We start from the raw sequence: 23,681 nt of genomic DNA, 5'->3' as shown, positions 1-23,681 counted from the left end.
TCCCTATTCGCGCGCCAAGCAGGCCGGGGGGCGTAAGCCACCTCCCCCTTCCGCTCGATTCATGTCGCTATCTTGTTATTTTTGAAACTTTAAAAATGATTCGTAAACTATCAAAACGACCGCGTTAAACAAACCAATGCCGTTCAAAACACCGCCGACAATGCGACGGTGCGACATTCAAGGGGCGGCTTGCGATCCCCAATTTCCGGCATCGGTTCATTCCCGCTTGCGACGGCGCAAACGACAGCGGAGTGGGTCGCCAATTCGGGTCTCGCGGTCTAGATCGCTCGACGGTGCGCTTGACGCTCATGCTCGTAGCGGCTTGGGCTGCGCGCGCCTGATCCGCTATGAAAGCAATCTCTTATGACGCTGTCAGACCTCCTCGTACCCACTTACGTGCAGATGCTCGGCGCGTTGTCGAAGTGGCTTGCCAAAGCTGAGGCCCAGCGACCGACCGGCGGCGCAGACGCCTTGTTGGGCGCGCGGCTCGCGCCGGACATGTTTCCTTTGGCGACCCAGGTGCGCTTCGCATGTCGGCAAGCGCAGGAAGGAGTCTTCCGGCTGTTGCAACGAGACTTTCCGCCGTCGTTGCAGATCCTGCTGGACGAAGGGCGCAACGCCGACGAGCGGCCGGGCACCGTGGCAGACGCACAAGCCCGGATCGCGGAAACGCTGGCGATCGTAGAGTCCGCCGGGGCAGCGGGCATCGCAATTGAACCTGCGGCCCCAATTGCCCATGCTCTGCCGAACGGCATGATTTTGGACCTCACTGCGCAGCAATACGCCCGCGACTGGGCGCTGCCACAATTCTATTTCCACGTGATGACTGCCTATTCGATCCTTCGAGCTCAAGGCATTGATCTCGGGAAAGCCGATTACGCCTCACATATGTTCCAATATTTCCGCGCCCCTGCAGCGTCCTGAGGCTGGCACACAGGGGCGCAAATCGCTCCGATGCGGGATGGATGTTTCTTGGGAGCCCCAGACATTCAGTGCGGCTGTAGGCCGCACTCGTTCATCGCGGCGCTGCCCCATGATCGCGCGATCGATGCCGCTGCGCTTACTGAGCGTGGCGAGGCTCGAGCCACCCGCCATCGGCCAACCAGTCGTGCAGACGGTCCGGCCAATGCAGGATCGAGATGCGGTTCGATTCGTCCAGATTGAAGGCATGGCCGCTCTCGGCATACATATGGAGTTCCGCCGACATGCCATTGGTGCGCAACTGTTCATACAGCGCCACAGAGGGTGCAGCACAGCATGGGTCAATGGATCCCGCAACAATGAACGCTGGCGGCGCTTGCTTGATCGCTTTGGCGGGGATTCCGCGCGACCCCGGGAAAACCAGGATTTGAAAGTCCGGCCGTGCCAGCTCGGTATCGATCGCGTCACGTTTCGGACGACCAGCAGGCTCGGGATTGTCGGCGATCAGCGAGACAAGCTCGCCGCCGGCCGAAAAGCCCATGACGCCGACCCGCTTAGGATCGATGCCATAACGCGCGGCATTGGCACGAACCCATCGCACCGCACGTCGCGCGTCATCGGCGGCATCGCCTTCCACCGAATAAGGCGAGCCAGGCTCATTCGCGAGGCGATATTTAACGACGAAGGCCGATATCCCCATCCGGTTGAGCGCCACTGCGGCCTTGGTCCCCTCATTGGTCCAGACAAGCAATTTGTGCCCGCCGCCCGGAAAGATCACCACTGCGGCACCGCTATTGTGATCGCGGTTGGCCGGATAGGCGATCACCGACGGCCGGTGGATGTTGCGCACCCAATAGTCGCGACCGATTTCCGCTTCTGTGCTTCGCGCGCCGACGCCCGGCGCGCCCGTCGGCCAAAGCGGCACGCTTGCCGGTATGGTGGACTGTTCGACGGGAGGATCTTGCGCGATGACCGGCACGGAAGCGGCTAACGCAGTCAACACCACGATTGCGCGAATCATCATTGTCTCATCCTATCCGGTCGGCTCAGGCAGGCCCTCACCATCGCTTTGGCAGCGAGCAACGGGCTTTGATAGCGTTTACGTGGCGTAGCGGATCTCGAGCCGACAGCGCTCCTCCTCGACCGGAACCGGTTACCTGCGGCCGGTGAGGAACTGCGCGACTTTATACGCATCTGCGACACTGTTGGTCCGCGGGTGGCGACACATCTGACACCCCAACCCCAGCCGTGAAAGCGGACCGCCTTGCAAACCGCGCAAGCGGGCGGTTCGCTCGCCGCGATCTTTCAGGTCGTGCGTCCGCCGTCGACTGGCGCTTCAGAAGTGGGGATCGAAATTGAAATAGATCGGGTTCGACAGCGCGATCATCTTGCCGCTGAGCAGGCTCGAAACCGGCACTTGCGGATAGGGGGTTTGCGGGCCTTCGACCTCGACGCGGTAATAGCTGCGCCCCTTTGCGGCGGGCGTGTCGGCGAAGGTTACGGCGTTGCTCGCCGAGTCGGTGTCATAGGTGCCGAGCGGATCGCCATTCTTAATAACGCGGACGTGATAGACCCCACCGCGCACGCCGCCTCCGACAAGGCGCACCTGAAACGTGACCGGCTTTCCGGTCGGGCGCGCATTGTCGCCCATCATCATGTCCATACGCCCATCCCCGTCGAGATCGGCGCGTAGCTCTACGCGCGGGTCGTACGGATTGGCGCTGATCGACACGCGGCCATTGGTCAGCGCGTCGACCACGCCCCTGGCATCGCGTGTCTTGGCGAACACCCAGGTGGTTGGCGAGCCGACATAGTTGGCGCTGCGTTCGCCGGTGTGGGACGTCTTCTGCTCGGGCGTATCGGGTGTGCCGTGATGCGAATCGCTGCCGCCGCGACCGGTGAGCTTGCGGCCCGATTTGAGCATGTCGTCCCAGATCATGATGGCAGCGGCATTGTTGGGCCAGATCGCCGAGTTCCACACTTCCAGCGAATCGAGCATGTCGAAGCTGAAACCGAAATGGTCCTTGCCGGCGGGATGGTTGCCCGAAAGGTGAATGCCGAGCGCTTTCTTGACCGCAAGGATGTTCGCGTCCCGCGCATCGCGCACATCGAACAGGCGCTGATGGTCGTAGGGCTTGGCCGAGAACACGTTGCCGTGGCCGCGCTCGGTCGTCCATTCGGCACCGTAGAGCAGGATCACCGACTTGGATTTGAATTCGGGATCGCTCCAGGTGTTGTGCGCGACATCACCCGCGACGTGATTGTCGTGATCGGTGATGGCGAGATAGTCGAAGCCCGTATCCTCGGCGAATTTGATGATCTTCGCTTCGGGATTGTTGGTCGAATCCTTGCTGTGGCGCGAGTGCAGATGGAGATCGCCCTTGAGCCACTGGCCATCGGTCAGGCTGGCGACCGGCGGGATCCGCGGGGAATCGCCCGCAGCGGCAAGCAACGGCGTTTGTGCCAGGACGAGCGCCAGCAGAGTAAGACCAACACGCACGGCAGGATCCTTTCGAACAGAGAAAGCGGCGCGCGGCGTGATGGCTTCACGCCGCGCCCGCGTCAGAAGCGGTAGGTGAGCGAGCCGCGGTAGTTGCGCTGATAGAGCGAACTGCCGATGTAGACGGGCTGCCCGGCCTGGCTGTTGTCGATCGTGCCCGCGCGCGGGTTGCCGTTGACCAGGCCAAAGGCATTGGTGACGTTCGCGACGATCAGCCCGAATTGCAGTTTTGGCGTGATCTGGAATTGCGCGTCGAAATCGACCGACCAATAGGATGGCAGCCGGATCTGGTTGGCGACGTCGGTATAGAGCGCACCAACATAATTGACGTCCGACTGGAGCCGCACCTTGCGGTCGAACAGCGTCAGGCCCGGCGTGATGCGGAAGGTATTGTCGGGCACGCCGTTGACGCGGTGGTGCGAATAATCGGTCAGCACGCCCGCGCTGTTGGTATAGACGAACTTGCTGAAGCGATTGTCCTGCCAGGTCCAGGAAGCGTGCAGATCGAACCAGTCCGTCGGCCGCCACGTCCCCTCAATCTCGGTGCCGGTGGTCTTGGTGTCGCCATAGACCGTGACCGGCGACAACAGGCCATTGGCGAGCTTCTGATAATCGCTGATCGCGTAGCTGTTATACACCGTGCGGAAGGCCGTTGCGTAGAGATCGATCTTGCCGCGCGAATATTTGACCCCGCCCTCGAGCATGTTGAGCGTCTGGACGACGGGCGCAGCATTGGCGTTGGTGATGAAGCTCGACACTGCAGGAAGCCGGAAGGTGTCGGTATAGCGCGCGAACACGCCGAAAAACGGACGGACCTGATAATTGGCGGCCGCGGTCCAGCCGACATGATCGTATTTGCGCGAAAAGGGCGTGAACACCCCGGTGCCGACGCCGACCGAATCGTCGGCGCTGGTCGCGCTCTGGCCGAGATTGACCTTCTTGGTGCCCTCGACCTGCCCGCGCGTCTTGATCTGCTCGTAGCGCACGCCGCCCTCGAGCCTGAACTTGGGGGTCAGCTGCCACTCGTCGCTGGCATAGGCTGCGATATTGTCCGAGCTGCCGCTCGCATTGGCATATTCGGCACCGTATTGGATGACGCCATTGTCACTGATCTTGAACAGCTTGTTGCCCTTCGCATCAACGAGATAGGCGTCGAGCACTTCGGCATGCGGCTTGACGTCGGTCAGCACGGCGGCGCTGAGCGCGTTATAATCTTCCTGCTCGCGCGCATAATAGACGCCGAACGCCAGGTTGTGCGTGCCGAGAAAATCGACCTTGCCGACCAATCGGGTGTCGGTGATGAATTCGTCGAGCGGCACGGTGTGCGTGCGCGCAAGGTCGATCAACGCCAAGCCGTTGCCGTTCTGATTGGCGAGATTGAAGGCCGCACCACTGTCGCGGTAGATTAGGGCATAGCTCGTCCCGGTCGGGGGTTTGCCGAAGGTGCTGGTCAGCAGCGCGCTCGCCGACGCGGCGACCGAATAGGGCGTGATGCTGTTCCGCTGCGTCCAGCTCGTGCGATAGCGGACATTCTCCTCGACCTTGAAGCTGTCGGTAATGTCGTAATGCGCCTGGAAGCTGAGCTGCGTCAGTTTGACGCTGCTGCCGACGCCATTGTCGAACTTGACCGTGCCGTTCGGCGTCAGAAAGGTGAAATAGCGCGTGTCGGGACCGACGACATTGTCGACCTTATTGTCCAGTCCAACCACATTGGCCGGCGTCCCGTCGGCATTGGCCTGATAAATACCACCGCCCCAATAGCCAACGCGCTCGTCGATCCGCTTTACGCCGAAGCTGATCCCGCCGCGCTCGAACTCCTTCGACAGGTTCAGGCGGATCTGGCCGCCACGATCCTGCGTGAAGCCCGAATTGTGCGGACCATCCGACACGCGGTAATAGCCGCCGGTGAAAAAATGCCACCCGGTCGCGCCAATCGGCCCGCCGATCCACCCGTCGATCCGGTGCGAATTGTAGCTCGCCGCTTCGTAGCGCGCGAGAGCTTCGAGCGTGTCGCCGCCCTTGCGCGTGATGAAGTTGATCGCAGCGCCCGGCGCATTCGAATAGAAGATCGCCGAGGGTCCGCCGCGCACCACTTCGATCCGCTCGACGCTCTGATCGATGCGCAAAGACTGGTCGCCGTTGAGCCAGCCGAGCCCCGGGTCGCCCTGGATCGGGATACCGTCCTCGAGCAAGGCGACGGTCTGATAGCCGTCGCTCGGGATGCCGCGCACGCGCACGCCGCCGGCGACTTCACCCGAGGTCGGTGCGCTGTAGAAGCCCGGCACCTGCTTGAGCGCCTCAGCCACGCCGATCGGCGCGCGGATGCGCAGATCCTGGTCCGAGATCGTCGAGATCGCATAGCTCGTCTCGACCTTGCGTTGGCGCGACGTGCCCGCGCGGCCGGTCACGACGATATCGTCACCATCGGCGACCTGCGTCTTATCCGGTTCCTGCTGCGCCGCCATGGCCTGATCGGCCACCGCATTGTGCTGCGCTTGCGCTGGAGTGGCGATCGCTGTGCCAGCCAGCAAGGTGGCGACCAGCGTCGATCGATGAACGATGGAATGGATCATTGTGCGCCCCGAATGATTCGTGTCGACGCGCATATGATAGTATTCGGTATCGTTTTTATGACAGGTCGGGAATTGTCCCGTCAGGCGTCGGCCGATAGCGCAAGGCCCGAAGCCACAGTCGTCTGGGGCGTCGGCGGCACCCTTCCCAAATCGGGATGATAATAGAGCGAGCGGAAAATATAGGTCAGATCTGCAAAGACTTCCTCGCGCGAGCCCGCGTCTTCCTTGAGCATTTCATCCACCGAATAGGCGATCTCCACCGCCAGCCGCGTACGGCGGCGGACCAGCTCGCGCGGCACGCCAGGCAGATAGGTCATGTAAACGTCCGTCATCAGATCGGTGACAAAATGATGCGAAGCGAGTCGGATGTGGGTGAGGCTCGGCACTGCACGGAGGGCGCGCATAATCCAGATCGCGCCTGGCTGCTGACGCGTGATCGCGTCCATTTCGCGAACCAGATCTTCGATATGATCGACCAAGGTATCGTATCCCGCATCCCGATACCGGTCGATCCAGCGGGTCAGGGCTTCATTCTGGCGCTGCATCAGTCGTTCCGCCAATGCCTCGATAACGGCATATTTATCATCGAAATATCGATAGAATGCAGGAGAGGTCAGCTTGGCGCGCTGGACAATGAGGTTGCTCGAAATCCGCTCGATGCCAACCTCCTCAAGCAGCGTTTCCGCAGCCGAAAGCAGGAGCTCATAGGTTTTGCGCGACCGCTCCTGCATCGGCTTGCGATGATTGCTCAATACATCTCTCCTGTCGCGACCGGCGCGCTTCTCACGACCGGAGCATAGCGACAAGGCGATATTGATAGCTATCGTTTCTTGATGTCAACCGCGCGCGCGAATCCCGACCGGCACCGTCACGTTGGCGGCCGGTGGTTTCGCGGTCAGGGGCGACATCGCATGATCAGCGAAGGACGCTGTTTGTAAACCGGTCAATCACAACGGATTGCCCAGAGCACGGCCCCTGGCGCGATCACGCGCCCAATCGGACGGTCCTCGATCGCATCTTTCCACCGCCCCGCAAAGGGTAACGCCTGCGGCACATCACCGAAATTCGCAACGAGTACGACCGTATCGCTATCGCCGCCGCGTGACACGACCAGCAGGCCCGGCACATCGGCCTGCACGTTTGTAGCGGCCTTGGCGTCGAACGCCGGCAAGGTGGCCCGCACCGCGAGAAGCCGCTTGGTCAGCGCCAGCCATTCCGCCCCAGCGCCCTTCCCCGCCGCCGCGCTATCCGCGCGTGACCAGTCCATCGGCGGCCGATGCAGCCAGCGCGCATCGTCCGGCGCAGCGGGATCGACATGGTTGGGCAGCCCGATTTCGTCGCCCATGTACAACATCGGCATGCCTGGCAGCGCCAGCATCGTCGCCAGCAGCAAGCGGTAGCGGCCGAGCGCTTCTGGGCCCTTAGTGCCAACCAGCGAGGCGAGCATCCCGACCGTACTGGCGGCCGCGCCGGGGCGGGCCTGAAAGCGGCGGCCATCGCCGAACCCGCCCACACCGGTGTAGAAATCCGAAATACGATCCAGCGCTTCGGCGGACACCCGCCCATTGAGTGCGGACCAGATGATGTCGTCATGACAGCGCAGGTAGGTGAGCCACGCCGTATCGGGCCGCGTCAGCACGGTATCGCGAACCAGATCGCCGACGATCGCCGCGTCGCCCGTCGCCAACGCCACCCATAACGCCGCCATCACGCCATTGTGATAGGCAAGCTGCGCCGCGCGCGTGCCATCCTGTGGCTCGATATAGGGCAGCACGTCGGCGGTGCGTTCGATCGCTTCCGCCAACAGCGCGACACCGGGCGCGGCGATATCGAGACCGGCGCGGAGCGCGGCAACCAGCGTATGCGTTTCCGGCAGGTTGCGCGATACGCTCCCGCGCCGCTTCCACAGATAGGGGGCGCTATCGAGGCGAAAGGCATCCACGCCGATGTTCGACCAGAACAGCAACACATCGAGCATTTCGCGAAAGACCGCTGGGTTCGACCAGTCGAGATCCCATTGAAACGGATAGAAACTCGTCCAAACCCACCCGCCGAGCGCGGACTCATGCGTAAAGTTGCCCGGCGCGGTATCGGGGAAGACCTCGTCCAGATCGCGCTCCCAGGCGGCGACGTCGGCAGCATCGTCGACAATGCGGTAATAGCCGCGCATCTCGTAATCGCCCGCCAGCGCGGCCTGCGCCCAGGGATGATCCCGCGCGGTGTGGTTCAACACGCAGTCCATCGCCAGCGCCATGCCGCGCTCATGCAGATCGGCGGCCAGCGCCCGAACGTCGTCCAGGCTGCCAAGCGCGGGCTCGATCGCGCGATAGTCCGCCACCGCAAAACCGCCATCGCTGTGCTCCGACTGGCCCAATGTCATGGGCAAGGGATGGAGCAAGCGGATGCCCAGCGCTTCCAGCCATGGCAATCTCTGCCGCAACCCGGCGAGGGTCCCGGCGAACCGATCGACATAGAAGCTGTAGCCGACCATGTCGGGCGCGCCAAACCAGGCGGGATGCGCCGCCCGGTCGGCGTCGAGCGCGCGCAAGGTCGGCGATCTGGCCCCGGCGGCGGCGGACACGGCCGCCGCGATCCGGTCGCGCTCCACCGGCCAGGCAGGATGGCCTTGGTAGAGCGGTTCCAGCAGATCGAACAACGACTGCAACGTCTCGCTCATCGGGCCAGCATTTGGCGGAAGAAGGCCGCAGCTTCGCCGTAAACTTCGCGCGATTCCGGCAGATCCGGATCGCGCTCGAAATCGCCGTGCGACAAGCCCTCATAGACGTTCAAGTCGCTAACGACCCCCGCCTGCTTCAGCTTGCGATGAACCCTGATGGTGTTGGACAGGAACAAATCGCGGGTGCCCGTCGTCAGCAAGGTCGGCGGAAAGCCGGTGAAATCGGCATTGACGGGCGACAGCTCCGGGTCGGCCATGTCATGGCCGTTCGCATAGAGCCGTGCGGCCGCGCCCAGCAGCCCGTCATAGGATACCAGCGCATTGTCGACATGGTCATTGGTGAAATAGCTGTCCCCGATCTTGTCGAGTTGCGCCCACGGCGTGCCCGCCCACAAGGCACCGGGCAGTGGCAAATGATGCGCCTTGGCGCGCACCACCAGCGCCAATGTCATCGCCCCGCCGGTCGACGATCCGAACACGCCGACACGCTTGGCCGGATATCGGGCGACAACCGCCTTCCACACTGCCTCGGCATCATCGATCGCGGCAGGATATGGGGCGTCCGGGGCCATGCGGTAATCGACGCTCAGCACTCTGAAGCCACGCCCGGCGAGCAAGATGGCATCGCGTAGCCCGGCTTTGCCGGGGGCGAAAACATACGCGCCGCCGTGGAAGTTGAGCAGAATACGGTCGCGATTCTCCGACGGCACGGTTTCTGGCTCGACCCAGAACACCGGCACGCCGTTCATCCGGTCTGCGCGGATCGTGACCTTTTCGCGGGCCATCAGCGCCGGCAACACCGTTTCAATGTCGGCCGCATAGGTCTTGACCAACGCGCGCCACGCCTCCGCCGATGCCGGATGCTGATCCCAGCTCGGGTTCATCGGCGAGCCGATCAGCCGTTGTAATTCAGGGCTGACCGTTTTCGGCACGGGCAAAGGCCGCGACGGAACGACGACGGTCTCGTCCATCGCTGCCGCCCTGTCCGTCGCCCCGACCGACACAAGCACCGTGGCCATCGCCGCCACCGCAAACGCTCGCCCGCGCATCAAAAACGCAGCGTCGCGGTGGCGCTGACGTTGCGCCCCGGGAAAGCACGCGCGGTGTCGATGCCGTCGGCCGGAACGCTGTCCGGCACCTGGCCGACCTCGGTAATCGCGATCACGTCGAACAGGTTCTGGACGTTCACCGAAAGCCGGATCGCTGGCGTTATCGCATAAGAAGCGAACGCATTTGTCATGACATATCCCGGCATCTTCAGCGTGTTGACGTCAGCCGCGTAGGACGAGGTGGTGCCGGTGACGTTTGCGCCGATGTCGAACCGGTCGGTCCGGATCGAAGGCGTCGCCTGGAAGATCAAGGCCGCCTGGCGATACGGGATGTTGCCGTTCAGCGCCGGGGTCACCTGGCTCTCGCTAATCCGGGCATGGGTATAGGTGGCACCAGCCGTAAGGTGGAAAATGCCGCGATCGACCCCGCCTTCGAATTCCACGCCGTAAGACCGATATTTGTTGTTGATGATGGCTTGCTGCGGGATGACGATTTCATTGGCCTCGGCCGTGGTCGCGCGGAACGCCGTCAGGTTGACATAGGCCCCGCCCCGCCGGAACTTGATGCCCGCCTCCTGCTGATTGACGAAATTGACCGCGACTTCGTCCGCGACGCTGCCATCGGCCCGCACGCCGCCACCAAAGAGAATACGGTCCGCGTTGAACCGCGCACCGCGGCTCACGCGTGCGAAGAGCGCCAGACTCGGCATGACCTCATAGTTTGCACCGACCGAGTAGGTGAAATAGTTTTTCCGATAGTTGACGGGTGACGATGCCTGGGGATTGACCACGGGCACACTGCGCTCCGGCGTCTGAATAATGCCGTCCTGGTTCACATCGACCACGCTCAGCCCGTTATTCGAGGCGTAATATCCGCTCGCCCTGGAGCTGTTGAAACGAACGCTCCCGTCCAGATTCAATTTCCCTATCTTGTACGACACCGCCAGATAGGGGGCATCGATATTGTAATCGACATTGTAATAACGCTGGCAGCAATTGCCGAACACCGGTTCACCATAAGCGATGAGTCCGTTTTGCGTAACCGACTGACCGGCCGCATTATAGACGTTCAGCAGCGCCGCATCGCGCCCCTTCACTTCCTGAATATAGCTGTTCCAGTGCCAATCCATCTGGATCGCCTGGTAGGATTTGAAATAGCCGGCCGTCACATTGCCGGTGCCGCCACCGGCGCTGAAGTCGCGGTTCAGCGTCAGGATGTTGGTGGCATTGGTGAAATCGTTCAGCGTCACCCCGAAGGTCAGTGCGTTGATGCCGAGGCCGTTGCCATTGAGACCCGCCGGGTTGGCGATGACCTGCCCCGCATTTGGCCCGTTGGCATAGCGCAAGGTGGCCCCTACACCGCCGATTTCGCTCATCAAGGTGGTCAGCGGCGCGACCCGGCCCGGATAGGAGGTGGCGAAGCTGCCCGAATTGCTCGCAACGTTGAACTTATCCTCGATGTGCCAGCCGCCGCCCAGATCGAATGATGCATCGGCACCGCCGCCGCGCGTCTTGACGCGGTAGCCGTCGCCCAGATCGGAGACGATCCGCTGCCCGCCGCTGCCGATTGCAATATCCGAGCGGAAATAGGGCGACAGCGACGTTCCCGACCGCACGTCAAAACCCGGGAAGGACGCATAGGTCGGGTTCGCAGCGGTGCCGGTCACCCGAATGGGTGTCGGGACATAGATAGGCGAGCGGTCGTCGAGATATTTGAAGTTCAGGCGGATGAAACCGTTTGCGAATGTCTTGGTGACGTTGCCCTTGATTTGGCCGCCGCGCTCGGACGTATAGTCGGCGTTCCGGACGCCATTGCCGACGCGGTAGAACCCGCCAACATGAAACCGCCACCCTTCGCCAAGCGGCGCGCCATAATCGGCGTCGATCCGGGTACGGTTGAAATCAAGCCCCTTGGTGATGCCGACCGTTCCGCCAGCCACGTCACCGGTTTTGCTGATGAAATTGATGATCGCGCCCGGCGCGTTGCTGGTGAAGGTCGAGGCGGAACCGCCGCGCACCACTTCGACGCGCGAAACACTATAGTCTGGGCGAACGAAGGTGTCGGCGGTCGCGAAGGCGATATCGCCAAAATCCAGCACCGGCAGGCCATCTTCCTGAAACTGAACGAACTTGCCGCCACCGCTTGCCGCCGGCAAACCGCGGACCGCGATGTTGGCGTTGCTTTCGCCGCCTGAAGATTCGGCGCGCAGGCCCGGAATGTTGCGCAACAGGTCGGCGCTGCCCATTGGGGCGAGCTTGGCGATTTCCTGAGAGTCGACCGCGCTGATGGAGATGCTGGTCGTCAAACGGCGCTCGGGCCGAGCGGTACCTGTCACAATGATATCGGCAGCATCTGTTTTGGCTTCGGGCGCGGCGGCCGCTTCCGGCGCGGGCACGGAACTCTGCGCGAGTGCGATCTGCGGCAGAAACGCCAAAGCCGTACCGGCGAGCAAAAGCGTTGCAAGCTTCATGATAACCCCTCCTAGTGTCCGCTGTATTGCGGCTTGAGGGATGCTCATAAGCGCTTCGCAATCGATTGCAATAATTTTTCGCAATCGTTTGTGAAAAGTTTGGATCGATGGTAGCGACCGCCGAAAGACAGGCTGTCACGAACAGGTTGGAGAGGGCGATGCACCAGAAGGCGGATGACGGCACGGGCAACGCGTCCGCAGGGGAGCGCAAGCCGCGCCTTTCCTTGGCGCGCATCTTCCAAATGAATATCGGCTTTTTCGGGCTCCAGTTCAGCTTCGGCCTGCAGCAAAGCAATATGGGGCCGATCTACAGTTACCTCGGGGCCAGCGAGGCGGCGATGCCGCTGCTGTGGCTGGCGGGCCCGATGACCGGGCTGCTGGTGCAGCCGCTCATCGGCGCGCTCAGCGACCGCACCATCAGCCGCTTCGGGCGACGCACGCCCTATTTCCTGATCGGCGCAATCCTGTGCAGCCTGGGGCTGCTCGCCATGCCGTACAGCCCGACGCTGTGGGTGGCAGCATCGTTGCTGTGGGTGTTGGACGCCGCCAACAATGTGACGATGGAACCCTACCGCGCCTATGTCGGCGACCGGCTCGATGCAAACCAGCGACCGATCGGTTTCTTGACCCAGAGCGCCTTTACCGGCCTTGCGCAAACGCTGGCCTACCTCGCCCCCTCCATCCTGGTCTATGCGGGAATGAGCCGCGATGCCGTCGACCTGAATGGCATCCCGCACATTACGAAAGCAGCTTTTCTGATCGGCGCGGTGCTGTCCCTTTCGACGATCCTGTGGTCGGTTCTGTCGGTCCGCGAGCTTCCCCTGACGGCGGCCCAGATTGCCGAGTTGCGCCGTACCCCGTTATCGGTCCGTAGCACGCTGCGCGAGATTGGCGACGCGATCCGGGAAATGCCGCCGACGATGCGACAATTGGCCGTGGCGATGCTGTTCCAATGGTATGCGATGTTCTGCTACTGGCAGTACATCACCTTTTCGCTGGCGCGCTCGCTCCACGGCACGAGCGACCCCGCCTCCCCCGGCTTTCGCGCCGCCGCACTTGCGACCGGGCAGCTTGGCGGATTTTACAATTTCATCGCCTTTGTCGGTGCCTTTGCGTTGGTGCCGGTGACGCGGGCATGGGGCGCGCGCAACGTCCATGCGCTGTGTATGGTGGCGGCGGGCGCTGCGATGCTGACGATCCCCGGAATCACCACGCAAAACTGGCTGTTCTTGCCGATGATCGGCATCGGTCTGGGTTGGGCCAGCCTGATGGGGAACCCGTACATCATGCTCGCGGATTCGATCCCACCGGCGCGAACGGGCGTGTATATGGGCATCTTCAACATGTTCATCGTTGTGCCGATGATGATCCAGAGCCTGACGCTGCCCTTGCTGTACAATGGCGTGCTGCGGGGCGACCCACGCAACGTGCTATATCTCAGCGGCGTGCTGATGCTTGCCGCCGCGCTGGCGACGATGCGAGTGGCGCCAGCGCGAACGGTCGCGACAGCCGCCTGACGTCAGGCCACGCTCGACCCGCGCACAATCAGTTGCGGGTCCAGTTGCAGCGATTGCGCGGGTTCGCCCGCAATCCGGCGAAACAGAATCTCGATCAGCGCCTTAGCACCGACCACCAGATCCTGGCGGATGGTCGTCAGTGCCGGGGCGGTATGCGCCGCCAGCGTTACATCATCATAGCCGACCACGGCGACGTCCTGTGGCACGCTCAGGCCGCGCTCGCGCAACGCCCGCAAGGCGCTCATCGCGACCACGTCGGATGCCGCGAAAATCGCATCGGGAGCGGGATGCTCGGTAAGGTATTTGGCAATCGCAAGATGGGCTGCGTCGGGCGTCATGTGCAGGTCCAGCGCCGCTGCCGCCACGCCGGGACCGGCCCGCGACACCGCGTCTTGAAATCCGGCAAGCCGTTCCGCGAACTCGGGCGCGCTCGCATTGCCAAGATACAGGAGTCGGCGTCGGCCAATCGCGATCAGATGCTCGGCTGCACGCGCTCCGCCCAGTCGATTGTCCGATCCGACCGTCAGATAGCGTTGTCCCGGAAGGCGCGCGCCCCACACCACGATCGGGGCATAGCGTGCCGCGACTTTGTCGATCACGTCGCTCTGGTCGGACTGACCGATCAGGATCAGCCCATCGATCCGTCCGCTATCGACCAGGCGGTCAAGCCAGGTGCCATCGTGCGGGATCACCCGCGATAGAACCAAATCGTAGCCCCGTTCCGTCAGCCCATCCGCCAGATGGCCGAGCAGCGACAGGAAAAACGGGTCGGACAGGTGCTGCCCGGCCTCGTGCCCAAGCGGCAGCACAAGCCCGATCGATTGGGTACGCTGCAACCGCAAGTTGCGAGCGAGACGGTTGGGTTGAAAGCCATGGGCGTCGGCGAGCTTTTGGATGCGCAGCCGGGTCTTTTCGTTGACCGACGAATGCCCCGATAGCGCGCGCGAAGCGGTCGATACCGACGTACCAGCGGCCTGCGCCAGATCGACAAGGCTTGCGATCGTCGTCACGTCGCCGGACGAGGGTGGAGGCGGCGGAGCTATCATGGGATGCGCCTAATGAAGCGGGATGTAGGAACGCTTCGTCTAGGGCAGCGTCGTGAAACGATCAAATATCCTATGCTCTTGCGGTGAAACGCGCGCTCGTTCGCCGCGCCGCAGGTCGGGTCGCGGTGCGGCCAGCGGTGCCGGCCATAAGGTCGCCGCGAGCCACCCGTCCCGGAGGCTTGTGTTGCAGTCTGCCGTAAGGTGCCTTGCGCCCGGCCTATACTCGCTACCTCCAGGGGCTACGTCCTACGCAGTTTGGTAGACGGATCAGGTCCGAATCCGCCAGTGCCGCTATATAATACCGCACCTGTCATGGCACCGTCATTGTCCTGTGGTGACAGCGACCGGCGGCCTCACCCAATGGCCCGCATTTAACGGGACATAGTGAAACGTGATCGATCCCCTTCGTGAGCCGCGCGGATCGATCGCGTTCACCAATCGGGACGATGAGTCGTGATGCAGAAATGGCTTGCGGCGCTGGCATTGGCGTTGTGTGCCGCAGCGCCGATCGCGGTGCGGGCCCAGGATGTGCCACTCAACGGGATGCGCGTGCTTGGTTCCCACAATTCCTACCGTCCGGCATTGACGGAGCAGACGCTTGCCGAGCAGCGGCGCATCCTCGGGGAACACTCCGCCGCAGTCGAATATGGCCACCCGTCGATTGCACGGCAGCTCGATCTCGGGCTGCGCCAACTCGAATTCGATCCCGTCGCCGATCCCTTTGGCGGGCTGTTCGCCGCCCCCTATGTCGGCGATCCTGCCAGCTTCGCCGCTATGCGCCGCCCGGGCGCGAAGGTTTTGCATGTGCCCTTTGTCGACAGGCGCAGCCTGTGCCTGACGCTGGCAGATTGCTTCGCGCAGGTTGCATCGTGGTCGCGCGCGCATCCCGGCCATGCGTTGATCACCGTGGTGGTCAATGCCAGTGACGGGCGGGACGACAATCCGATCATGCCGCAATTGATGCCGTTCGACGCGGCCGCCTTGGCAGCGATCGATACCAGCGCGCGGACCACCTTCGGCACCGCGCATCTCATCACGCCCGATCAGGTTCGCGGTCGATGGCCGACCTTGCGCGCGGGCGTCCTGCATCGCGGGTGGCCCCGCCAAAGCGCCGCGAAGGGCAAGGTGATGCTGATCCTCGACACCAACGACCGTGTGCTCGACGCCTACCGACGCGGCCACGCTTCGCTGCGTGGTCGGGCGATGTTCGGCTTTTTCGGCGAAGGCGATGCCGAAGCCGCCATCTTCAACGTACAGAATCCGGTCGAGAACGAAGCGCGCATCCGTCAAGCCGTGGCGCAGGGCTTTATCGTGCGCACTCGCGCCGATTCCGACACGGTGGAGGCGCGCCGCGGGGACTATCGCCGGTTTCAGGCCGCGCTCCGTTCGGGCGCGCAGATCATCAGTACCGATTATTATCCGGGTGCGCCCGACCCGTTGCACCTCGGCTTTGTTGTGAGGCTTCCATGATGCGGCGTATGTTGGGCTGGCTTGCCGTCGTGGCGGTCGCGGCGAGCGCGGCCGGCGATGCGGCGGCGCAGACGCGCGCGCCTTTGACCCTGGAAAAGGTGGTGCTGCTCTACCGGCACGGCGTACGTGCGCCGTTGGAATCGGAAGCCGCGATCGACGATTTACCGCATGCCCCATTGCCCGCCTGGCCAGTCTCGCCGAGCTTGCTCACCCCGCATGGCGCAGAGGCACTGCGCCGGATCGGCAGTTGGCGCCGGGCGCGCTTCCAGCGTAGCGGACTGTGGCGCGGGCGATGCCCGGCGGCACGCGATTTGGCGATCTGGACCAACACCGCCGCCCGTACCATCGCCAGCGGCGCGGCGCTCGCCAATGGCCTCGCACCGGGCTGCACGGTGCCGATCGGCCACTTGGCCGACGGCCAGACCGACCCGTTGTTCGAGCCGATGCGTATAAGCCCGATGCCATTTGACGGCGCAGCGGCGATCGCCTCGGTCCAGGCCTATACCGGTGGCGTGGCCGCGATGACCGCGCGCAATGCCGCCGCTCTACGCGAGATGGCGCACGTTCTTGGCTGCGACCGGGCTCCTGCCCCCTGCGATCTGGCGGCAGTGCCCGCTACGGTCAGCGTCGGCGACGATGGCCGCGATGTGGCACTGACCGGGCCCATCCGTCGCTATTCCGGCACGGCGCAGGTGCTGCTGCTGGAATATTTGGAGGGGCTGCCGATGGCGCAGGTGGGCTGGGGGCGCGCCACGCCCGCCACGCTCAAACGCCTCGCCGTACTCCATGCCGCCTTATTCGACGTTTACGCGCGGCCGCCCTACATGGCCGCGCGCGTGGCGGGCCCTTTGGCGCTCCGGATCGCGGCGCTTCTGCGCAATCCCGCTGCCCCCAAGGTCAGCATCTTCATGGGGCATGACACCAATGTCGCGGCGCTCTCGGCGCTCTTGGGGGTACAGGTCACCGCCCGCGATTATGCACCGGGCGATCCACCGCCGGGCGGCGCGTTGGGAATCGAGGTGTTGCGCGACGGACGCGGACACCGTTGGGCACGGCTGTTCTTCGAATCCGCCAATCCGGAACAGATCCGGCACCTGGTGCGCTTTTCCGACGGCGATGCGCCAGCGCGTCAGATTTTGAACGTGCCAGGCTGTAGCCGCGCCAGGCGACACGATCTGTGTCCGCTGGCCACATTGACCGAACTGATCGAACGAAGGGCGGTCGGCTAGAACAGGACGCAACGCGGCTTGGCTGGCGATTGTGCGACATGGCAGCTCCGATCGGATTTCGTATCCGATCCGTAACGAAACTGACGCTGCAGTGCACCATCACTGAAACACCCCCCTGTTAGGCGGCCCCGGTCCTGTTCGCGGCAGGCCGCGAAAAACGCTTCGCAGCCTGCCCGACGGGGTTTTTCCTTTTGGGGGTCGCCGTGAAAAATTATCGCCTGACGTTGAAATCCATGTTGGTCGCATCGGTGTTTACGATGCCGATCGCCCTCCACGCCCAAACCACCAAGCCGACCGAGGCTGAGCCGGAGTCCGATACAACCAGCTCCAAAACGATCGTCGTCACCGGCAATCGCAAGGTCGCGCAGAGCCCGGCGCAAGAGCAGGTAGCGTCGCCCAACGCCATCGCGGTACTCTCCCCCGAAACGATCGAGCGCGCGCCCGATGTGAACATCGCCGAGGCGCTCGCACGTCTGCCGGGCGTATCCGTATTCAACGGCGGCCAGGGCAACACCAACAGCGTGTTCGTCGATATCGCCGGTCGCGGGCAGGGCAATTACGTCTCGCTGCGTGGCATGGCGGCTGAATATAACATCAACCTCATCAATGGCGTCGAAGGCGCGCAGGGTATGCCGTTCAGCCGGCAGGTGCCGCTCAACCTGCTGCCGCCCAGCGGCATGCACCGCGTGGTGGTCAACAAATCCTTCCTCGCCACGGAAGACGGCGGCGCGATTGGCGGCTCGATCGATTTCCGCACGCCGACCGCGGCGGATTTCGAGAACAGCTCCGCGTTCAACGTATCGGTGACCGGCCGCCTCAACACGCGCGCGCGGGACTATGGCCAGAAGGCCGATGGCGAGACCGCCTCGCTTGAATTCGCGCATGGTTTTGGCGCGTCGAAGGCGTTCACCCTCTATGTCGGCGGCTATTATGACCGCTCCAACTTCACCAACACGATCATCGACGGTGTCTACCCGGCGGCGACTAACGGCCAATGGGCCTATGCCAGCCAGAATAAGGACGGCACCAGCGCCTCGGGTCTGTCGCCCGCGCAGAATCTTACTTCCACCGGGGTGAATGCCGGGTTCACCCAGGGCACCAACCAGCGCTACGGCGGCAGCATCTCGCTCGACTGGGCCCCGAGCGATACCCAAAGCTGGTATCTGCGTGGCACTTATGCCCAGAACGAGATCACGCAGAATTCCTATTACGCGCAGATTTACGGGGACAGCATCGGCCAGGCCCAGATCGGCACCAGCGGCGTTTACGCGCCGAGCATCGGCGCGATCCGTCCACGTTATTATTACACCACCTCACCCGAACAGGCGTTGCTGGCGACCGCGCAGTTCGGCGGCAAGGTCACGTTCGGCCAACTGACGCTGCGGCCCAACATCTTCTTCAGCTATGGCGAATATAACGCACCCGACCACGCGGAAATTTCGGCACGCAAACCTAATAGCGGTACGGCTCTCCCGTATAGCGGCTCGACCATGTTCACCTACCAGAACGGGATTCCGCTGCTGATCGGATCGGCGGCGCAATATGCCTATATCAACGACATCGCCAATTATAACGCCCGTCGCTACGGCGATCTCTCGGCGGAATTTAGCAACCAGAGCAAATATGGCGCAAAATTCGATGCTGACGTCAATTTTGATGGCGACTTTCTCAAAACCATCAGCTTTGGTGCCAAATATCGCGATGCCTATCGCAAGCATACCTACAACGACTATTACACGCCGCGGGTCTACAACGCTGCTGGTGCCGAGATAAATTGGACCACCCTGGGGATCTTCGGCGGGAGCGTCCCATCGATCGTCCCGGGCGTTTACAATTTCGCGGCCCCGCTGATCGACCGCGCTGCATATGACCAGGTGTTCAACAAGGCGATCCTCGCGACCTACGGTTCGTTCGCAGCTGCGGACGACAGTTGCAATGATCCCAATCCGGCGATCAAGAACGTCAACAACCAAAATTGTAACACGCAGACCGGACATGAACGCATCACCTCGCTTTATGCGATGGGGACGTTTGAGGCCGGGAAGGCCGAAATTCTGGCGGGCCTGCGTTACGAGCATACCGGCATCACCAATACCTTCTGGGTGCTGCCCACCGACGGCACCGGTGCGGAGATCGCCGGCAATTTTGCATCGAGCAAAACAACCTACGACAAGGTTCTGCCGAGCTTCGCGGTCAATTATCGGCCCACCGGCAACAGCGTGTATCGTTTTTCGGTCTCGCGCTCCTATGTCGCCCCGTCCTTCTTCCAACTTGCCGGTGGTCAGCGCATCAACCGGTCGAGCGGGGGTGCCGAAGCGGGCGGAACCACCTCGATCACCATGGGCAACCCCAATCTGAAGGCGCTCGACGCCACCAACCTTGATGCCTCTGCGGAGTTCTTCAATACCAAGAGCTCTGCCTCGATCAGCGGCTTCTACAAGCACATCACCAATTTCACCTATTCGCGGGTGAACAGCTTCACCAACGTCACCAGCTCGAAGGAAAATGGCTCGACCACCATTTCGCAGCCGGTCAATGGCGGATCGGGCGACGTCTACGGGCTGGAACTCGCCGCCTCGACCATGCTCGGTGCCGCGCCCAGTATTCCGGGCAATTTCATCCTGTCGGGTAACGTCACCCTCGAAGGGTCCAGCGTCGACCCCAAGGGCGGCCTGTCGAGCAACGAACGTTTGCTCAACCAGCCCAACCTGACCGGCAACGCCCAATTGTCCTATGTGCTTGGCGGGTTCGAGGCCGATTTCTCGTATCGCTACATCGGCTCCTACGTGTATCAATATGCGGTACTTGACGGGAAGAGCGACCTGGACGGCTGGGTGCGGGCCAACAGCCAGCTCGATCTTCACGTCGCCTATCGCTATGGTCGCGCCAAGTTCGAAGCCGCGCTGTCGAATTTGACCAACCAGCGTAGCTATTATGCCACCATCGGTCGCTCCAGCTCAACCATCGGTTCGATCGTCGACTCCGGCCGTACTGCGACAGTAAAGGTCTCGTATCAGTTCTGAGGCGTTCACACCGACCGGCGCGCAGGGCCTGACAGGCCTTGCGCGCCGACCTTGATGCTGATCGGCGCGGTCACACGCCGTTGCAGATCGTTTCGTGGGGCTGTGCCTGCGCGGTGAAGAACACCGCGCAGGACTCATCGGCCAGGTGGCCGGTTGGCTCAGAAGCCGTATGACAGCCGCAAATAACCGAACTGTCCGGGCACATCGTAGGTCGTCGTGTCGAAGTTCGCGCCGTCGCAAGTGATGCAGACGGGCGGTTGCTTGTTGAAGACGTTGTTGACGCCTGCGACCAGCTTGAACTTTTGCATCCAGTCTGCCGACAGATACAGTTGCACATCGCCATAGAAAGTTGGCGTCATGCGGTGCTTGGTCGCATCGCTTTCGGTGACGGCGCTGATGTAGCGGCCGGTGAACGACGCCCCGAAATACGGCGTCGCGAAGTCGACCGTGCTGTTGAGCTTGAAGCGAGGAAAGGCCTGATCGACCGACAGGCAACGCTCGGTTCCGACGCATTTCTGCAAGCCGGTCGGCAGCAGCGCGTCATATTTCAGCAGATATGCGGCATTGACGCTCAGGCCAGCGGTGCCGCCACGGAACCGCGGGGTGCGATAGAGCAAGGTGCCGTCGAGTCCGTTGGTCTTGATCGAGTTCAGGTTCTGCAGGACGGCACCGACCGATGCGATGGTGCCGACGGTCGTGCGCTTGATCAGCGCGCAGCTCGCGGCATCGGCGTTGAACGCGCAGCGCGAGAGGATCAGCGATGCCGGTGCCGAGTCGATCGCGTTCTTCAGGCTGATCGCGTAATAATTGACCTCGAGGCTCAGCACGCTGGCCAAACCGCCACGTGCCCAGGACGGGCTGTAGACGCCCCCCGCAGTCCAGGTCTTCGCGGTTTCGGGCTTGAGGTTGATGTTGCCGCCCGAAAAGACGCCGATCTGGCCGGCCGGCTCGGCATAGCTGCCGTTCGCGGGCACCCCATTGGCGATGCAATTCGCCTTCACGGTCGCGTTCGTCTGGAACGAGCCACCCAGGCCGCTGGTGCACGGATCCTGGATCGTCTGGTCGGACCGCGAGGCACCGGCGTGGAGTTCGCCGATGCTCGGCGCGCGCAGGCTCTCGGCATAGCCGCCGCGGAACAGCAGGTCGGAAACCGGCTTCCACAGCCCCGACGCGGTGAAGACCGTGTTGCCGCCAAAGGTCGAATAGTTCGAGTGGCGCACCGCGCCGTCGAATTCGAGTTTCTGGAAGAACGCCGTGTCGGTCAGGATCGGGACGCGAAGCTCGCCATAGATTTCGTTGACGTTGAAGCGGCCGCGGCTTGGCTGGGTCGGCACGTCGGCACCGAGCCCGGCGACGATGACGGGATCGGGGTCGTAGCTCGCCCCCTGATCGCGATGTTCATAGCCGATCGCCAGGCCGACATCGCCGGCGGGCAGTGTGAACAGCGAGCCCGACAGGTTGGCGCTGAAATCGTTGAGCTCCTGTTGGCTCTTGTCGCGCTCGTTGAAGGTCACGAAGGCGAGCATCGCCGGGGTGATCGAGCCCGCGCCGCCGACCGTCGCCCCGCCGAAGATGTTGAACGGCACGCACGCACCGGTGCATTGCGATACCGGCCCGAGCGCTTGTGCGAGCTTGGCGGCATTGACGTTGCCAGTGAAGAGCTGGTGCGCGTCGTTGAGGCCATAGACCGCGTTCGCATCCCAGAACCACTTATGGTCGCCGATGTGGAACGAGCCGTCGAGCGTCACCGTTCCCGAGAAGGTATCGACATCCTGCGTGAAGACGCGCTGGCCGCCCTCGACGAAGCGACGATTGATCGCGACGTAATTGGCGGGCACGCCCGACGGCGTGCCGTCGAGGTTGACGCCCGAGGACAGCGTGACGCCAAACGGATTGTAGGGATTGCTGGCATCGACCGAGATGCGGTCGAGCAAATTGCCGTTGCCCGCGCCCGGCCCGATCACAAGCGGCAGGAACGCCGCCTCGGTGGTCGAGTGGCGGTGGTTATAGACCAGCTTCACCCGCATGTTGACGTTGTCGCCCAGCGCCTGCTTGAAGTTCAGGAAGCCGCCATAGCGCTCCGACGGCGTCAGCAGATAGTTGAAAGGGGCGAAGTTGAAACGGTCGGCATCGGTAAAGGTCTTGAAATCGGCCAGCGTCGCGGTGCGCCCGATAACGGGTGCCTTGAGCGTCAAATTCTGCCCCAGCACGCGGTAGCGCCCGAGCGGCGGCGAGCCACTACACCCAACACCACCGGTCGCGGCAAAGGCCGGATCCTGGCACGACACCGCCCCCGACGCCGGGAATTGCGAAATCGCCCGATTGCCGGTGCTGACCGCTTCCTGCTTGGTGTAATAGCCACCGAACACGACCGAGGTGCCGCTTTCGGGCTTCTGGATGCCGTAGCTGAGCTCGTAATTCTGGGTATGGCCGTCGCCCTGGCGGAAGGTGCCGAACTGGGCGTTGACCTGCAGCCCCTTCTGCGCCTGCTTGGTGATGATGTTGACCACACCGGCCACCGCATCGGTGCCGTAGAGCGGCGACGCGCCCGATTGCAGCACTTCGATCCGTTCGATCGAGTTCATCGGGATCTCGTTGAGATCGACCGATGCCGGGATGCCACCCGCTGACGAACCGTTGACGTAGCGCAGGCCGTCGACCAGCACGAGCGTGCGCTTGGCACCGAGATAGCGCAGGTCGATTTCCGCCGCGCCCGAGCTCACGCCGGTGCCGTCGGGCGGACCACCGATATTGCCGGCATTGTTGACCTTGGTGTTGAGCCCCCCGCCGGCGCTCGGCAAGCGCTGCAGCACGTCGGCGACCGAGCTCAGGCCAGTGCGCGCGATCGCGGCCTGATCGACGGTGACGACCGGCTTGTCCTGGTCAAGCGGGCTGCGGCGAATGCGCGATCCGGTGACGACAATATCCTGGTCGGAGGCCGCAGCCGCGCTCCCGGGCGCGATTTGCGCGGACGCTGGAGCGGTCGAAATGCCGGCCGCGAGCGCAACCATGGCGGCACCGAGATAGTAAGGCGAGATAGCTTTGAGCATGATTGTTTCCCCGTTTGTCGTCTTTGCGACATCCTCTCCGGGTTTATGACAGGATGGTGAAACAATCGGCACGGTTGCCGCAAGGGGCAATGAAAGCGACAGGTCGTTTCATTGGCAGTGTGGTTAATTTGTAACTATAAAAAAACTCCCCGGAA

Annotated in this window: 14 protein-coding genes; 5 read left to right on the top strand and 9 right to left on the bottom strand. The window is 62.8% G+C overall.

All coding sequences use genetic code 11. The annotated features are described in order from the left end of the window. The first annotated feature begins 363 nt into the window (after positions 1–363). Positions 364–924, top strand: coding sequence for a DUF1993 domain-containing protein (locus ACP7BL_RS02630; protein WP_426257545.1), 561 nt, complete (start codon positions 364–366; stop codon positions 922–924). 136 nt (positions 925–1,060) lie between these two features. On the opposite strand, the gene ACP7BL_RS02625 is transcribed toward ACP7BL_RS02630, so the two are convergent. The 7 genes from ACP7BL_RS02625 to ACP7BL_RS02595 all read right to left on the bottom strand — a co-directional run bounded on the left by ACP7BL_RS02625 (position 1,061) and on the right by ACP7BL_RS02595 (position 12,191). After that, complete coding sequence (locus ACP7BL_RS02625; RefSeq protein ID WP_426257544.1) at positions 1,061–1,945, bottom strand: alpha/beta hydrolase; 885 nt, start codon at positions 1,943–1,945, stop codon at positions 1,061–1,063. 312 nt (positions 1,946–2,257) lie between these two features. Continuing rightward, on the bottom strand, positions 2,258–3,421 hold the full coding sequence (locus ACP7BL_RS02620; RefSeq protein ID WP_426257543.1) for a CehA/McbA family metallohydrolase: 1,164 nt from the start codon (positions 3,419–3,421) through the stop codon (positions 2,258–2,260). A gap of 62 nt (positions 3,422–3,483) precedes the next feature. Beyond that, complete coding sequence (locus ACP7BL_RS02615) at positions 3,484–5,994, bottom strand: TonB-dependent receptor (protein WP_426257542.1); 2,511 nt, start codon at positions 5,992–5,994, stop codon at positions 3,484–3,486. A gap of 80 nt (positions 5,995–6,074) precedes the next feature. Continuing rightward, positions 6,075–6,746: a TetR/AcrR family transcriptional regulator gene (locus tag ACP7BL_RS02610; RefSeq protein ID WP_426257541.1), complete on the bottom strand. Its 672-nt coding sequence runs from the start codon at positions 6,744–6,746 to the stop codon at positions 6,075–6,077. Between the two features lie 191 nt (positions 6,747–6,937). Continuing rightward, positions 6,938–8,671: an alpha-amylase family glycosyl hydrolase gene (locus tag ACP7BL_RS02605; protein WP_426257540.1), complete on the bottom strand. Its 1,734-nt coding sequence runs from the start codon at positions 8,669–8,671 to the stop codon at positions 6,938–6,940. Continuing rightward, positions 8,668–9,690 (bottom strand): alpha/beta hydrolase, encoded by a 1,023-nt coding sequence (locus ACP7BL_RS02600; RefSeq protein ID WP_426257539.1) that lies wholly within the window; start codon positions 9,688–9,690, stop codon positions 8,668–8,670. Before ACP7BL_RS02600 ends, ACP7BL_RS02605 begins: the two co-directional genes overlap by 4 nt. A 29-nt stretch (positions 9,691–9,719) precedes the next feature. Next, a complete protein-coding gene (locus ACP7BL_RS02595; protein WP_426257538.1) occupies positions 9,720–12,191 on the bottom strand; it encodes a TonB-dependent siderophore receptor in 2,472 nt (823 codons plus the stop codon). A 158-nt stretch (positions 12,192–12,349) separates the two neighbouring features. Between ACP7BL_RS02595 and ACP7BL_RS02590 the strand changes: the two genes are divergently transcribed. After that, positions 12,350–13,708 (top strand): MFS transporter, encoded by a 1,359-nt coding sequence (locus ACP7BL_RS02590; protein ID WP_426257537.1) that lies wholly within the window; start codon positions 12,350–12,352, stop codon positions 13,706–13,708. A gap of 2 nt (positions 13,709–13,710) precedes the next feature. Here ACP7BL_RS02590 and ACP7BL_RS02585 read toward each other — a convergent pair whose 3' ends face one another. After that, a complete protein-coding gene (locus tag ACP7BL_RS02585) occupies positions 13,711–14,754 on the bottom strand; it encodes a LacI family DNA-binding transcriptional regulator (RefSeq protein ID WP_052192093.1) in 1,044 nt (347 codons plus the stop codon). Positions 14,755–15,210: 456 nt separating this feature from the next. On the opposite strand from ACP7BL_RS02585, the gene ACP7BL_RS02580 reads away from it, so the two are divergent. The 3 genes from ACP7BL_RS02580 to ACP7BL_RS02570 all read left to right on the top strand — a co-directional run bounded on the left by ACP7BL_RS02580 (position 15,211) and on the right by ACP7BL_RS02570 (position 20,476). Beyond that, positions 15,211–16,224 (top strand): phosphatidylinositol-specific phospholipase C domain-containing protein, encoded by a 1,014-nt coding sequence (locus ACP7BL_RS02580; RefSeq protein ID WP_426257536.1) that lies wholly within the window; start codon positions 15,211–15,213, stop codon positions 16,222–16,224. Next, positions 16,221–17,453: a histidine-type phosphatase gene (locus tag ACP7BL_RS02575; protein ID WP_426257535.1), complete on the top strand. Its 1,233-nt coding sequence runs from the start codon at positions 16,221–16,223 to the stop codon at positions 17,451–17,453. The genes ACP7BL_RS02580 and ACP7BL_RS02575 overlap by 4 nt, the downstream gene beginning before the upstream one ends. Positions 17,454–17,656: 203 nt before the next feature. After that, positions 17,657–20,476 carry a TonB-dependent receptor gene (locus tag ACP7BL_RS02570; protein ID WP_126848273.1) on the top strand — a complete coding sequence of 940 codons (2,820 nt, stop codon included), beginning with the start codon at positions 17,657–17,659 and terminating at the stop codon, positions 20,474–20,476. A gap of 158 nt (positions 20,477–20,634) precedes the next feature. Here ACP7BL_RS02570 and ACP7BL_RS02565 read toward each other — a convergent pair whose 3' ends face one another. Further along, positions 20,635–23,526, bottom strand: coding sequence for a TonB-dependent receptor domain-containing protein (locus ACP7BL_RS02565; RefSeq protein ID WP_426257534.1), 2,892 nt, complete (start codon positions 23,524–23,526; stop codon positions 20,635–20,637). Between the last annotated feature and the right edge of the window lie 155 nt (positions 23,527–23,681).

The sequence above is a fragment of the Sphingomonas sp. DC1600-2 genome (genome assembly GCF_049897605.1).
In the GTDB taxonomy this organism is placed as follows: domain Bacteria; phylum Pseudomonadota; class Alphaproteobacteria; order Sphingomonadales; family Sphingomonadaceae; genus Sphingomonas.
Note: the sequence above shows the minus strand (reverse complement) of the source record. Positions and strands in the feature narration are given on the sequence as shown.